General features: G+C 54.9%; 8 protein-coding genes, 1 tRNA gene, 2 rRNA genes and 1 pseudogene. 6 read left to right on the top strand and 6 right to left on the bottom strand.

Annotated elements, in window-relative coordinates; genetic code table 11:
- Positions 1–74: 74 nt before the first annotated feature.
- The 6 genes from ACZ5A6_RS11235 (at position 75) to ACZ5A6_RS11210 (ending at position 7,839) form a co-directional block, all read left to right on the top strand.
- Positions 75–2,881 (top strand): 23S ribosomal RNA (locus tag ACZ5A6_RS11235).
- 221 nt (positions 2,882–3,102) lie between these two features.
- A 5S ribosomal RNA gene (rrf, locus tag ACZ5A6_RS11230) occupies positions 3,103–3,217 on the top strand.
- A 319-nt stretch (positions 3,218–3,536) separates the two neighbouring features.
- A tRNA-Met gene (locus ACZ5A6_RS11225) sits at positions 3,537–3,613 on the top strand.
- Between the two features lie 535 nt (positions 3,614–4,148).
- A complete protein-coding gene (locus ACZ5A6_RS11220) occupies positions 4,149–5,258 on the top strand; it encodes a 2Fe-2S iron-sulfur cluster-binding protein (RefSeq protein ID WP_174060953.1) in 1,110 nt (369 codons plus the stop codon).
- Positions 5,259–5,299: 41 nt separating this feature from the next.
- Positions 5,300–6,421, top strand: a complete 1,122-nt coding sequence (gene hisC / locus ACZ5A6_RS11215) for a histidinol-phosphate transaminase (protein WP_174061136.1) — start codon at positions 5,300–5,302, stop codon at positions 6,419–6,421.
- Complete coding sequence (locus tag ACZ5A6_RS11210) at positions 6,418–7,839, top strand: FAD-binding oxidoreductase (RefSeq protein WP_174060954.1); 1,422 nt, start codon at positions 6,418–6,420, stop codon at positions 7,837–7,839. Before hisC ends, ACZ5A6_RS11210 begins: the two co-directional genes overlap by 4 nt.
- Before the next feature lie 51 nt (positions 7,840–7,890).
- On the opposite strand, the pseudogene ACZ5A6_RS11205 reads toward ACZ5A6_RS11210, so the two are convergent.
- The 6 genes and pseudogenes from ACZ5A6_RS11205 to ACZ5A6_RS11180 form a co-directional block, all read right to left on the bottom strand.
- Positions 7,891–8,016 (bottom strand): annotated as a pseudogene (locus tag ACZ5A6_RS11205) (S-(hydroxymethyl)glutathione synthase); the annotation flags it as partial.
- On the bottom strand, positions 7,995–8,681 hold the full coding sequence (locus ACZ5A6_RS11200; protein WP_013636823.1) for an ABC transporter permease: 687 nt from the start codon (positions 8,679–8,681) through the stop codon (positions 7,995–7,997). The gene ACZ5A6_RS11200 and the pseudogene ACZ5A6_RS11205, both read right to left, overlap by 22 nt.
- A gap of 4 nt (positions 8,682–8,685) precedes the next feature.
- A complete protein-coding gene (locus ACZ5A6_RS11195) occupies positions 8,686–9,393 on the bottom strand; it encodes an ABC transporter permease (RefSeq protein ID WP_174060955.1) in 708 nt (235 codons plus the stop codon).
- Positions 9,394–9,530: 137 nt separating this feature from the next.
- Positions 9,531–10,325, bottom strand: a complete 795-nt coding sequence (locus ACZ5A6_RS11190; protein WP_003514202.1) for a transporter substrate-binding domain-containing protein — start codon at positions 10,323–10,325, stop codon at positions 9,531–9,533.
- A 71-nt stretch (positions 10,326–10,396) separates the two neighbouring features.
- Positions 10,397–12,358 carry a DUF2817 domain-containing protein gene (locus ACZ5A6_RS11185; protein WP_080797682.1) on the bottom strand — a complete coding sequence of 654 codons (1,962 nt, stop codon included), beginning with the start codon at positions 12,356–12,358 and terminating at the stop codon, positions 10,397–10,399.
- 139 nt (positions 12,359–12,497) lie between these two features.
- Positions 12,498–13,538 carry an aromatic ring-hydroxylating dioxygenase subunit alpha gene (locus tag ACZ5A6_RS11180; RefSeq protein ID WP_013636820.1) on the bottom strand — a complete coding sequence of 347 codons (1,041 nt, stop codon included), beginning with the start codon at positions 13,536–13,538 and terminating at the stop codon, positions 12,498–12,500.
- Positions 13,539–13,709 lie beyond the last annotated feature (171 nt).

Below are 13,709 nucleotides of genomic sequence, written 5' to 3'. Positions count from 1 at the left end.
ATGATCTGGTTGTAAAAGGTAACCGGATTGCCGTTCCTTTGGAACGGCTATGGATGAGCATAGACAATGAGAACGAAGAAGTGAATTAAGGGCATTTGGTGGATGCCTTGGCATGCACAGGCGAAGAAGGACGTGATACGCTGCGAAAAGCCGTGGGGAGCTGCGAATAAGCTTTGATCCATGGATCTCCGAATGGGGCAACCCACCTTAAATGCTTGGAAAATCCAGTCTGTTTTATGAACGGCCTGGGTTTCCAAGCATTGTGATAAGGTATCTTACTTTCGAATACATAGGGGTAAGAAGCGAACGCAGGGAACTGAAACATCTAAGTACCTGCAGGAAAGGACATCAACCGAGACTCCGTAAGTAGTGGCGAGCGAACGCGGACCAGGCCAGTGGCAATGATGAATAAAGCGGAACGATTTGGAAAAGTCGGCCATAGAGGGTGATAGCCCCTTACGCGTAGAACAGTCATTGTCCTTGAGTAGGGCGGGGCACGTGAAATCCTGTCTGAACATGGGGAGACCACTCTCCAAGCCTAAGTACTCGTGCATGACCGATAGCGAACAAGTACCGTGAGGGAAAGGTGAAAAGCACCCCGACGAGGGGAGTGAAATAGAACCTGAAACCGGATGCCTACAAACAGTCGGAGCCCGCAAGGGTGACGGCGTACCTTTTGTATAATGGGTCAACGACTTAGTGTAACTAGCAAGCTTAAGCCGGTAGGTGTAGGCGCAGCGAAAGCGAGTCTGAATAGGGCGATTGAGTTAGTTGCATTAGACCCGAAACCGAGTGATCTAGCCATGAGCAGGCTGAAGGTTGGGTAACACCAACTGGAGGGCCGAACCCGTATCTGTTGCAATAGATTGGGATGACTTGTGGCTAGGGGTGAAAGGCCAATCAAACTCGGAAATAGCTGGTTCTCCGCGAAATCTATTTAGGTAGAGCGTCGACCGAATACCCTCGGGGGTAGAGCACTGGATGGGCTATGGGGACTCACCGTCTTACTGATCCTAACCAAACTCCGAATACCGAGGAGTACTAGTCGGCAGACACACGGCGGGTGCTAACGTCCGTCGTGAAAAGGGCAACAACCCTGACCTCCAGCTAAGGTCCCCAAGTCATGGCTAAGTGGGAAAGGATGTGAGGATCCCAAAACAACCAGGATGTTGGCTTAGAAGCAGCCATCATTTAAAGAAAGCGTAACAGCTCACTGGTCTAAATAAGGGTCTTTGCGCCGAAAATGTAACGGGGCTAAAGCCATGCACCGAAGCTGAGGATGTGACAGTTGTAGTGACTGTTGCGTGGTAGCGGAGCGTTCCGTAAGTCTGTGAAGGCGGACCCGTGAGGGCTGCTGGAGATATCGGAAGTGCGAATGTTGACATGAGTAACGATAAAGGGAGTGAGAGACTCCCTCGCCGAAAGACCAAGGGTTCCTGCTTAAAGTTAATCTGAGCAGGGTTAGCCGGCCCCTAAGACGAGGCGGACACGCGTAGTCGATGGGAACCACGTTAATATTCGTGGGCCTGGTGGTAGTGACGGATCTCGTGTGTTGTACATTCTTACTGGATTGAATGTGCGGCGAAGAGGTTCCAGGAAATAGCTCCACCGTATAGACCGTACCCGAAACCGACACAGGTGGTCAGGTAGAGTATACCAAGGCGCTTGAGAGAACTATGTTGAAGGAACTCGGCAAATTGCACGCGTAACTTCGGAAGAAGCGTGACCCCATTTTACGCAAGTATGATGGGGTGGCACAGACCAGGGGGTAGCGACTGTTTATCAAAAACACAGGGCTCTGCGAAGTAGCAATACGACGTATAGGGTCTGACGCCTGCCCGGTGCTGGAAGGTTAAAGGGAGGGGTGCAAGCTCTGAACTGAAGCCCCAGTAAACGGCGGCCGTAACTATAACGGTCCTAAGGTAGCGAAATTCCTTGTCGGGTAAGTTCCGACCTGCACGAATGGCGTAACGACTTCCCCGCTGTCTCCAACATAGACTCAGTGAAATTGAATTCCCCGTGAAGATGCGGGGTTCCTGCGGTCAGACGGAAAGACCCCGTGCACCTTTACTATAGCTTTACACTGGCATTCGCCAAGGCATGTGTAGGATAGGTGGTAGGCTTTGAAGCAGGGACGCCAGTTCTTGTGGAGCCATCCTTGAAATACCACCCTTATCTTCGTGGATGTCTAACCGCGGTCCGTTATCCGGATCCGGGACAGTGTATGGTGGGTAGTTTGACTGGGGCGGTCGCCTCCGAAAGAGTAACGGAGGCGCGCGATGGTGGGCTCAGACCGGTCGGAAATCGGTCGTCGAGTGCAATGGCATAAGCCCGCCTGACTGCGAGACTGACAAGTCGAGCAGAGACGAAAGTCGGTCATAGTGATCCGGTGGTCCCGTGTGGAAGGGCCATCGCTCAACGGATAAAAGGTACGCCGGGGATAACAGGCTGATGACCCCCAAGAGTCCATATCGACGGGGTTGTTTGGCACCTCGATGTCGACTCATCGCATCCTGGGGCTGGAGCAGGTCCCAAGGGTATGGCTGTTCGCCATTTAAAGCGGTACGTGAGTTGGGTTCAGAACGTCGTGAGACAGTTCGGTCCCTATCTGCCGTGGGTGTAGGAATATTGACAGGATCTGTCCCTAGTACGAGAGGACCGGGATGGACGTATCTCTGGTGGATCTGTTGTCCTGCCAAGGGCATAGCAGAGTAGCTATATACGGAATGGATAACCGCTGAAGGCATCTAAGCGGGAAACCAACCTGAAAACGAGTGTTCCCTATCAGAGCCGTGGAAGACGACCACGTTGATAGGACGGGTGTGGAAGCATGGCAACATGTGAAGCTTACCGTTACTAATAGCTCGATCGACTTCTTCGTTCCCATTGTTCATGCTCATCAAAGATGAGCATCATCTGTTCTGTCCTGACGCGCATAGCGCTCCGGACGGGCCGCGCCACAGGGCGCGACGACCTCTGGTCTGTATGGCAAACATACGGGATGGGTCGCAGAAAGACGTGTTAAATTAAATGAAGCGCAAGCTTCCCAGCTTCTCGAAACAACACTCATGTGAAAACATGAACTGTGTTGCGTTTTGCCGACCTGGTGGTTATCGCGGGGCGGCTGCACCCGTTCCCATTCCGAACACGGCCGTGAAACGCCCCAGCGCCAATGGTACTCCGTCTCAAGACGCGGGAGAGTAGGTCGCTGCCAGGTCTGCAAAACGCAACAAATATCTTCTCAAGCAAACTCTTCGGCCCAGCCGATACAAAGGGCCGCTCAAAGCGGCCTTTTTGCATTGCGTAACATGAAAACATAAGGAAAACGCCTCGTGCGTCCCTTAAAGGAGACAAATCGCCTTCGGCAATTTGATCCGGAACTATACATCACAGCGTCCCTGTGATGCAGTCGCGATAAATCCAATACGGATTTACGCTGGTCGCGATAAATCCCATAGGGATTTACGCTGGTCGCGATAAATCCCATAGGGATTTACGCTGGTCGCGATAAATCCCATAGGGATTTACGCTGGTAACGCGGGGTGGAGCAGCCCGGTAGCTCGTCAGGCTCATAACCTGAAGGCCGCAGGTTCAAATCCTGCCCCCGCAACCAATATCTTCAAGACTATCAACAACAAAGCCCTCCCATCCCGGAGGGCGCCTTGCGTTTAGGGCCTTGGATACCGCAAATGAATTGCTCGCGGTATGGCCCCGTGGGGCTCTGATGGCGTGCACCTAGGCCTATATCCTGCTCGCGGAGCACTCTACAACTATCTAACGATTGGTTATGAAGATCACGTTCTGCTTGGCGTATCCCGTTAAAAACGAGGGCGCAAATCCAGAGTTGCTCGCGCCGGTTCAAACCCCCATAGTTTAGCTTTTCTAAACAAAAACCCATCTGTGGCGGGATTGTCTCTCTTTGTTGACGCGCAAATAATGAGATTTGTCAGAGGGATAAATTGAGGTGGGGCCTTGGGGCTGCAAATTGGTGAAGACCAAATTGCCAGCGAGTTTTTGAGGAAGTTCTGCCTCCCACGAAAACCTTTGACCGTCTGCAGGTTGAAGCAAGCTTTGAGCGATCTCACGGGGAGGGCTCTCGAGGCGATCTGCGGATTTCCGGATATTGCAATCATCAGGACAAGCAAATCATGACGACCCGCCTGGATCCACGTTTTCGCCCGTTCGAGGTAAAGCGCAAGGTGCGCGAGAGTGCCACGATCACGTCTTTTTACCTCACGCCTGTCGATCCTGCGGATTGGTGTACTTTTGAGGCGGGCCAGTTTCTGACGATCCAGATAACGCATCCCGAAGGCAAAGAACCGCTTGTCCGGAATTACACGGTTTCGTCGGGACCAAATGAGGTCGGGGTCTATCGTATTACCGTGAAACGGGAGGCTGCTTTAACGCCCGATGTGGCCGATGGTCTTGTTTCGTGCTGGCTCCATGACGCCGTTGAAGAGGGTGCGGTCATCCATATTGACAGGCCGCGTGGTGCGTTCAAACTCGACAAGGCCAGTCAGCGACCGGTTATTCTCTTGTCCGGTGGCGTCGGGCTGACACCTACGATTTCCATGTTGAAGGTCCTGGTTGCGGAAAGCGATCGGCCCGTCTGGTTCGTCCATGCCTGCGACGGGGCTGCTACCCATGCGCTGCGTGAAGAAGTACGGGTGCTCGCTGAACAGCGCAGCAACGTCCATATTCATTACTGTTATCGTTTTCCGACTGACGAGGATGCTAAAGCCGGGCTGTTCCATTCCGCCGGTTTCATCACTCGGGAGACCTTGCAGTCGTTTCTGCCGCTGGATGATTACGAAGTCTATATGTGCGGACCACCGCCGTTCATGCAGGCGATGTATGATCTGCTCCTCTCCCTCGGCTTGGAGAAAAGCAAGATTGCCTACGAGTTTTTCGGGCCTGCCTCCCTGCTTTCGCCATCGCAGCCGAAGAAGGAAGCAAACCTCAGCCTCCCTGTTGCTCCGGTGGCGTCAGAGTCTGAGTACTCCGGCATCGAGATCGTTCTTGGAAAATCAAATGCCAGATTCGAGTGGGATTCAGCCTCGGAATCCATCCTGAGCTTTCTGGAGAGCCGGGGTATTGAGCCAGCATTCTCCTGTCGCGCGGGTGTCTGCGGCAGCTGTGTCCAAAACCTTGTGTCCGGCGACTTTGAATATGTGGAAGAGCCGCTGGATGACGTGCCGTCCGGGCAGATTCTCCTCTGTTGTTCCAAGCCCGTGAGTTCAGTCGTACTCGACCTCTGAAACCAGATTCCAGCGTTTATCCAAATCAGCGAGATCAACCCATGGCCGATACACTCAGACTCAACCCGCACGTTGCTGAACTCCCGCCTTATAATGCTGGAATGAATATCGCCGTTGCGCGAAGCAAGACGGGTTTGGCCGAAATTGCGGCCCTTGCCAGCAATGAGAATCCATATGGCTGCTCTCCGAAGGTAACCGCTGCGCTGGCCAGTCTCGACCCTTCACGCTATGCGGATCCTGCCTGTGTGATCTTGCGTGATGCGCTTAGTCGAAAGCTCGGCGTTGCCGGAAACCGGATTGTCATTGGAAACGGCTCGGAAGAGATGATTGCTACCGTTTGTCGCGCGGTCCTGCGTCCCGATGCTACCGTGGTCGCGATGATACCTGGTTTCGGCCTTCACGAAATCGAACCCAAAGCAAATGGTGCGAAAATCATCAAGATATGGATGACGAAGGATCTTCGGTTTGATCTTGAAGCGATGACGACCGCATTGCGCGAAAAGCCATCGATATTCTTCATCTCCTCGCCTTCCAATCCCGTGGGCCCGGCGTTGCGACAGGATCAGCTCTCAAGCCTCATTGCAGCCGTCCCGAAAGAGACGTTGCTTGTTTTCGACGAAGCCTATTTCGAATTCTGCGACGGGAATACGCCAGATGGGCTTAAGACACTGGCTGACAGCGCTATCTCCTGGGTCGTGCTCAGAACCTTCTCGAAGGCCTATGGGCTGGCTGGGTTGCGCGTCGGATATGCCGTGGCTTCCGATGAGCGGCTGGCACAGGCCATGTCATCTGCAAAAACACCGTTCAACGTCAATGCAGCCGCGCAATTGGCCGCAGTTGCCGCGCTCGATGACGAAAACTGGATGCGGGTTTCCGTAGAAAGCGTCGTCAAGGAGCGCAGGCGCATGGCTGCGGCAATCGCCTCGCTTGATCTTTTCGTTCCGGACTCTCAGACGAATTTTCTCTTCATCGATGTTGGTTGCGACAGTTCGATCGCTTTCGATCATTTCCTGTCCCATGGCGTCATCGTTAAGCCCTGGAAAGAACCGGAGTTCGCCAGCTTCATTCGTGTGACCGTCGGGCTTCCTGCGGAAAACGACCGTTTTCTCGAAGCGTTACGCTCACTCAAAGATAAGCTTCCTGAGGCAAAAGTCGCGTCATGATCGAACACAATACCGCCTCAACACGGGATTTGTCCGCCGCGTTTCTCAATGAGATCGACCAGATTATCGGCCTGTCGAACCTGAAACGCGGTGATGCCGTTGCCAATCTCGATTATGGCGTAACGCCTGCGAATTTCGGTGCGGATGCGGTTGCTTTCCCTTCATCTCCGCACGAGGTTGCGTCGATCATAAAAACTGCGGTTGCCCATGGTATATCGGTTGTACCACAGGGTGGCCGAACCGGGCTTGTTGGCGGGGGTGTGTCCGTCCCCGGTCAAATCGTGGTGTCGACCGCCCGGCTGAACCGGATCGTGGAAATCTATCCAGATGAGCGGGTTGCCGTTGTGGAGGCGGGCGTTACGCTTCAAGCGTTGCAGGCGGCCGCATCGGAGCATCGTCTCGAGCCAGGCATCGACTTGCCATCGCGTGGTTCTGCCACGATTGGCGGAATGGTCTCGACCAATGCCGGCGGGATTTCTGCCTTTCGATGTGGGGTGATGCGACATCGCGTGCTCGGACTGGAAGTCGTATTGCCTGATGGCTCGATATATTCCGACCTGACACGCGTGGTGAAGAACGCCGCAGGATACGATCTCAAGCATCTCTTCATCGGGGCCGAGGGTACGCTTGGTATTGTGACCAGGGTTGCCATCAAGCTAGAGCCGGTTCCCGCAGCAACCGCGACCGCACTTTTTGGGCTTCCCTCCGTTGAAGCGGCTCTTGATGCAACCGGGCTGGGGTTGACCGTGAGGTATGGCCACATGCGTGCGGCGGAAGCGATCTGGAATTCGTTTTTCTCCCTGACGGCTGGCGAGCACCTTTGGTCGGCGGCAGATTATGCCCCTGACTATCCTGTCAACCTCATCATGTCTCTGGGCGGCGGTGACGAGGAACAGCTTCAGATGGAGCTCGGCCGGATTTACGAGGAGCTGTATGAAACCTATCCGAACGTGTCCGCTGTCGTCGCAACATCGAAGGCGCAGGAAGCAGAGTTGTGGCGTCTGAGGGAGGACACGGACCTTATCTATCGCAGATATCCGGCTGCGCCGTCCTTTGACGTCTCCGTCCCCTTGTCGCAGATCGGAGAATATGTGGCTCGCTGCGTACCGGAGCTTCGGTCAATCGATCCTCTCCTCGATCCCTACCTCTTCGGCCACATTGCCGATGGCAATCTTCACATTGTTCTCAATGCAGCCGGGACAACTCTGACGCCCGCCAAGATTGCTGCCATCGAATCCGTTCTCTACCGCGACCTGACGCAATCGGGTGGTTCGTTCTCGGCGGAACATGGGATAGGCTCCAAACGCATTCATGCGTTGCGGGAGACAGCGAACCCGGTAAAATTTGCCCTGATGACGCGGATCAAGGCCGCAATCGATGGCGGATGCACTCTTAACCCCGGCAAAGTCACTGGCTAACATGACAACGCCGCGCTCTTTAGGCGCGCGGCGCGGACACGATATGGGCGACTACGTTTCAGTTCGACAGAACGCCATTTTTTTGGCTGTCCAGGCGGCGATATAGTCCATCAATGCGCGTGACAGGCAGTCGTAAGGTTCGAGACTACTGGCCTTCAGCGCGCTTCGTGACGCATCAGATGTGCCTCAAGCATGCGGATTAGCATGACGAGGGTGAGGTTGATGACGAGGTAGATGGCACCCGCGAGGGCGAAAACCTCGAAAATCGCGAATGTCTGGCTCATCAGGCGCTTTGCATATCCCGTGATCTCGAGAACCGTGATTGTCGAGGCAAGGCTCGTACCCTTGACGACGAGGATCAGCTCATTGCCGTAAGCCGGCAGAGCCTGGCGAATGGCGAGCGGGAATTCGATCCGGCGGAAACGCATAAATGGTGACATTCCCGTGGCTTTGGCCGCTTCCTTGAGACCCGCGGGAACCGATAATAATCCGCCTCGCAGAATCTCCGATGTATAGGCGGCTGTGTTGAGCGCCATCGCCATGACCGCGCAGCGCGCACCATCACTAATCACCCACCACGTTATGGCATTGCCTTTGATAAAGCCAATTTGGCCAAGCCCGTAGTAAAACAGGAACAGCTGTACAAGCAGCGGTGTACCGCGAAAGACCATGCTGTAATATTTTGCAAACCCGGCAAGGAAACGGTTTTCGGACAGCCGCATGAGCGCAAGACCAAGGCCGAGATTGAAACCGATCGCGACAGATATCGCGGTTATGGTCGCCGTTGTGGAAAGCCCTTTCAAGAGGAAAGGCATCGATGTTTTCAGGAATTCGATATCCATCGCGTTACTTCCTCGCCCTTAGTCTCACCAGGCGTTCGACCCTGTCGAATCCAGCCTGGCTCATGATGGTGATCGCGAAATACACGACGGCTGCGATAAGAAAGAAAATCAGGGGATTGCGGGTGCTACCGGCGCCAACCGAGGCGGCGCGCATCAGTTCCTGCAGCCCGACAACCGATACCAGTGCCGTGTCCTTGATGGTTGTCTGCCAGACATTGTTCATACCGGGGATGGCAATGCGTAGCATTTGCGGGATGATGATGCGCCTGAAGATGCGGCGCCCTGGAATCCCCAGTGCGCGCGCAGCTTCGATGTGTCCCGTCGGGATGGAAGCCAATGCTCCCCTGATAACCTCGGTCGAGTAGGCGCCTGAAATCGTACCAATGGCAATGATGGCAATGATGAAGGCATATCCGCTGTCCGCAAGGGCAGCATATCCGAAAGCTGTGGCAACCTGTGTCACGAATTGCACGGAAGAAAAGAACAGCAGATAGATGATAAGCAGTTCAGGCACCCCCCGCACGAGAGAGGTATAGGCGTCTACCACAAGTGTCAGCGGGAATATCCGCGCCCACTTGATGACCCCGCACAAGGTTCCGATCAACGCACCGACAAGCATGCTGACCGTACCGACGGCAATCGTTATTGCGGCCCCCTGCAGAATGGCTCTTATCCAACCACCCTGCCAAACTAGGATCAGACTAGACTCCATTGGATTTGCCTTGGTTTTGCTGCGCACTCCCTTGCCTTTTTGGCAGCAGGCATCGTCAGCGTCTTCGACCGTGCGCACCCTGTCAGGTTGCGATTGAGTGGTTGCCCCGCACTTCTGGGAAGAGCGGGGCAGGCGTCTTAGTTGCAGGGTCTGGAGATATCCATCTTGAACCACTTCTGGCTCGCTTTGCCGATCGAACCATCCGCAACGAGCTCGCACAGTGCCTTGTCGATCTTCGTCTTCAGTTCGGTGTTCTCCTTGGCAATTCCGACGCCGATCCCTTCGCCGAGGGTGGAATCGAATTTGCTCTGAACTTTCACGTCGACAAACTGAAAGTCCTTGCCTTCAGGCTTGGCGAGAAAATCCTGAAGTGCAGAGGCGTCTGCAAATGCTGCCTCAACGCGGCCGCTTGCGAGATCGATCTGCATATTGTCGAGCGTGTCGTAGGTTTTGAGATTGGCATTCGGCACCCGCTTTTCGATGAAATGGGCGTGCGTCGTGCCGGTTTGAACGCCGATCGTCTTGCCGTCCAAGCCTTTCAACAAAGTGTCGATATCCTTGATGCCGGCGAGATCGGACGTCTTGGGAACGAGGAACATGTTTGCCAGCTCAGCATATCCGACCGAAAAATTGATTTCCTTTTTTCGATCCTGGGTAATCGACATCCCGGAGATGATGACGTCGAAGCGCTTCGCCTTGAGAGCAGGGATCAGGCCATCAAAGGCCTGCACGACGAACCGGCACTTCACGGCGAGCTTCGTGCAGAGCAGGTTGCCGACATCGGCGTCGAAGCCGGTTACATTGCCGGCAGCATCGGCCATGCTCCATGGTGGATAGGCACCTTCGGTGCCGATCGACAATTCGCCTTCGGCAGCGTGCGCCGTGCTGACGCCTGCAAGAAGCAGGGCGAGTGACAGGACTTTCAGATTCATATGCGAATTCCCCTATTTGGTTATTTGTTAGGTTTGATTTGCCGGACACAGCGCCGGCACAGCGGATCACGTCATAACGTTCGCGACAGAAACTGACGCAGGCGTTCCGATCGCGGATTGGTGAACAATTCCGCCGGGGTACTCTCTTCCTCCACCTTTCCTTTGTGTAAGAAGAGAATCTTGTGAGATACCTCGCGCGCAAACTGCATTTCATGCGTCACGAGGATCATGGTATTGCCCTCTTCTGCCAGCTGACGGATCACGCGCAGGACCTCTCCCACAAGTTCGGGGTCGAGAGCGGATGTCGGTTCGTCACAGAGGATGACTTTTGGCCGCATGGCCAGTGTTCTTGCGATGGCCGCACGTTGCTGCTGGCCGCCGGAGAGCTGCCCGGGATATTGGGCATGCTTTTCCGACAGTCCCACTTTCTTCAACAACTGATGGGCATGGTCGATTGCATCCTGGCGACGCTCGCCAAGAACATGGACGGGAGCCTCGATGATGTTCTCAAGCACGGACATGTGGGGCCAGAGATTGAAGTTCTGGAATACCATTCCCACGCGGGCGCGAATTCTCTCGACCTGGCGCATGTCTGCTGGCTGCGAACGGCCATTCGCTCCGCCCTTCATTCGTATTTCCTCGCCATCAACGACGATCGTTCCACTGCTGGGCTGTTCAAGCAGGTTTATACAGCGCAAAAACGTGCTCTTGCCGGAACCTGACGAGCCGATCATCGAAACGACTTCGCCGGGATCGGCACTCAGCCCCACGCCCGACAGGACTTCGTGCGTGCCGAAACTTTTGTGGAGATCATGAACTTCAACGGCTGGCCGTTCATGGCGTTTGGTGTTCACAGGCACGGCCGGTGGCCAGTCGCTCACCAAAGCCGGAGCGGGTGCGCCCTTTGAAGCCGGGGGAGTAACCGAGGCAAGTGCGGTCAGCGCGCGGTCGAAATATCGCAAGCTTGTCCCAAGACAGTTCTGCTGCCATTCGGGATCGTCAGGAATGAACGCCGTTCTCAGCGTCTTCTTGATTTTCTGCCCAAGCGGAGATTCGATATTCCCGAAAAGATGCAGCCAGTTATCGGCCTGCACGGCGTCCATCACCACCGGGCCTTCAAGGGTTCCGCATTCGATTACCAGCGGCAATACGCGGCTCTCGGGCAAGGATTTGCAGACCGCTGCTGAAACGTAGCCCGTAGCCGTTGCCGCAATGCCGGTATCGGTCGTTGCGCCATTGCCGGTCATCACGACCGCGAGTGCGTGCCCATAGGTTTTCCTGCCCCATTCCAGACCGGCATGGTCCTCTTCCGCCACGGATAGCAGTGCGGGATATCCGTAAGGGCCTGCACCGGTGTGAAGATCGAAGACGACGACATCCGACGCGCCACTGACGAAAGTGCTCAAGATATCGTTGAGGGTGCGGTTCGACCATGTCGGGCCGTTGCCGCCATAAAACAGTCCGTCTGGAAAGTCGTATTGGCCTGCTTCGATAATCGCGGCGATCCCGGCGTGACCATTTAAAGCGGCCTTGGCATCTCTCAGCAGTTGATCGGCACGGTCACGATCGGGTCCATCCCACTCGGCGCAGACAAATGCATTATGGAGTGGGGCGTATCGTTCGTTTCGTGGAACGGCTCTCTTCCAGTCAACGAAGTTTCGGTTGAGATCGACATTGTCCTCGTTGACCCGTCGGCTCCATGCTGTTCCCCATGGGTTGATCAGATGGATCATCACCACAGCCGTATCGGGAGGAAGCGGTAAAGGGTTATTTGCGGCAAGCCATTCAGCCTGGCAAGCCGATCCGAATTGCCCCTCAACTCCGTGCGTGCCGGACAAGATGACGAGTTTTTTTGACGCGTTGCGTTCGCCCAGATATGCAACATCCGTGAAAAGGTGCTCTCCACCTGGGCCATGCAATGGATGCTTATATTCGAACAACGCAGCATTCGACCGGCGCGCAGCGGAAAGAAAACGTTGCCGCAGCACATTATAGTCCACTGAATAGAGCTCAGGCTGCCTGATGTGGCGCATCAAGGATACTCCCGATTTGTGGCGGGCGTCGGCTTTTGCCGATCACCAGCTATGTTCCCGGTTATTATTTTTTTGCCATCTCCGCCTGATACATTTGAGCAGGCGAAGACCATATCGTTAGTCGTTCCGGCGCAGGCGCTTACTCCGCGGCAGCGACGACATTCATGGTCTCGCTATCGATCATCTGTGAAAGCTTGCGTCTGAACCGCAGCGGTCCGACATCGATCTTCAGATCGAGGTTTGGAGTCTTCTTGTTCGCGATCCCGTGGTGGACCGCCTCTAGCACGACACGGTCTTCCTCGAATGCGCCGCGTACGGATGTTGCGAAGCGCGCTGAAACGTCCGGGTCGTCGGGCGCGAAATTTCGCATCTGAAACCAATAATACTTCGTGCGGTTCTCATCGACTGGCGTCATGAAATTGTAGCTGTCCATCAAGAACGTATTGGCTGGCAATTCGCGGCCTTCGCCACCGGAGCCTGATGGTGCAAAGATGGCCTTGATGATGGCATTGCTGGGGTAGCGAACCTCGTAATGCTGTTTTCGATCGCATTTCCCCTCAAATTGCAGGAACGGTGCGTAGAAGGGGGCTGGATCTGAATCCAGCATCCAGCGCCAGACGACGACGCCATCGCTTTTCACCGTTGTTTCCAATGGCGTTTCTTCGCAGGCGGAACTGGCGAACGAGCTCTGATGTACCCATGCGACGTGGGATGGGTCCAGCAGATTGTCCGTCATGTAGAGGTAATTGCAGTTGATCGTCATCGACTCGCCGCGATTGACGCCCCAGGACGGATCACCGAAATGTTCGACATGGAAAATCTCTGCGGGATCGGCTTTCGCGGCCTCACCCATCCAGACCCAGACGAGCCCGTAACGTTCCTCCACCGGGTAGGAGCGGACGCAGGCCACATGTGGAATACGCTCTGCACCCGGTACGCGGGTGCAGGCGCCGGAACAGTCGAAGGTCAATCCGTGATAGCCGCATTCGACGTCGTCGCCCTTGATACGCCCCATGGACAAGGGGAGCTTGCGATGGGGACAGGCATCTTCGAGCGCTGCAAGCTTGCCATTCTGAAGACGATAAAGAACAATATTTTCGCCGAGCATCGTTACGGGTGTCAGGTCTCGTCCGATTTCGTGATCCCAGGTGGCGACGTACCAAGCATTCTTGAGAAACATTTTCTTCCCCCGTTCTCGCTTTAATCGGATCAGTATTTTCCTTGTTGCGATGCGGGACAAGCGGATTTTCGTTGCGTTTTTGTTTAGAAAAACTTAACAAAAAGCAGAACTGGAGATACTCTATTGGCTATGCCCCCACTCCATGCCCTGCAAGCTTTCGAAGCCGTAGGA

Source organism: Agrobacterium sp. 6Ca8 (genome assembly GCF_055382765.1).
This window is presented reverse-complemented; position numbering and strand designations above follow the sequence as displayed.

Coding starts and splice junctions, on each gene's coding strand:
- hisC (WP_174061136.1), top strand. CDS start 5,300: ATGGCCGATACACTCAGACTCAACCCGCACGTTGCTGAACTCCCGCCT.
- ACZ5A6_RS11200 (WP_013636823.1), bottom strand. CDS start 8,681: ATGGATATCGAATTCCTGAAAACATCGATGCCTTTCCTCTTGAAAGGG.
- ACZ5A6_RS11210 (WP_174060954.1), top strand. CDS start 6,418: ATGATCGAACACAATACCGCCTCAACACGGGATTTGTCCGCCGCGTTT.
- ACZ5A6_RS11195 (WP_174060955.1), bottom strand. CDS start 9,393: ATGGAGTCTAGTCTGATCCTAGTTTGGCAGGGTGGTTGGATAAGAGCC.
- ACZ5A6_RS11185 (WP_080797682.1), bottom strand. CDS start 12,358: ATGCGCCACATCAGGCAGCCTGAGCTCTATTCAGTGGACTATAATGTG.
- ACZ5A6_RS11180 (WP_013636820.1), bottom strand. CDS start 13,538: ATGTTTCTCAAGAATGCTTGGTACGTCGCCACCTGGGATCACGAAATC.
- ACZ5A6_RS11220 (WP_174060953.1), top strand. CDS start 4,149: ATGACGACCCGCCTGGATCCACGTTTTCGCCCGTTCGAGGTAAAGCGC.
- ACZ5A6_RS11190 (WP_003514202.1), bottom strand. CDS start 10,325: ATGAATCTGAAAGTCCTGTCACTCGCCCTGCTTCTTGCAGGCGTCAGC.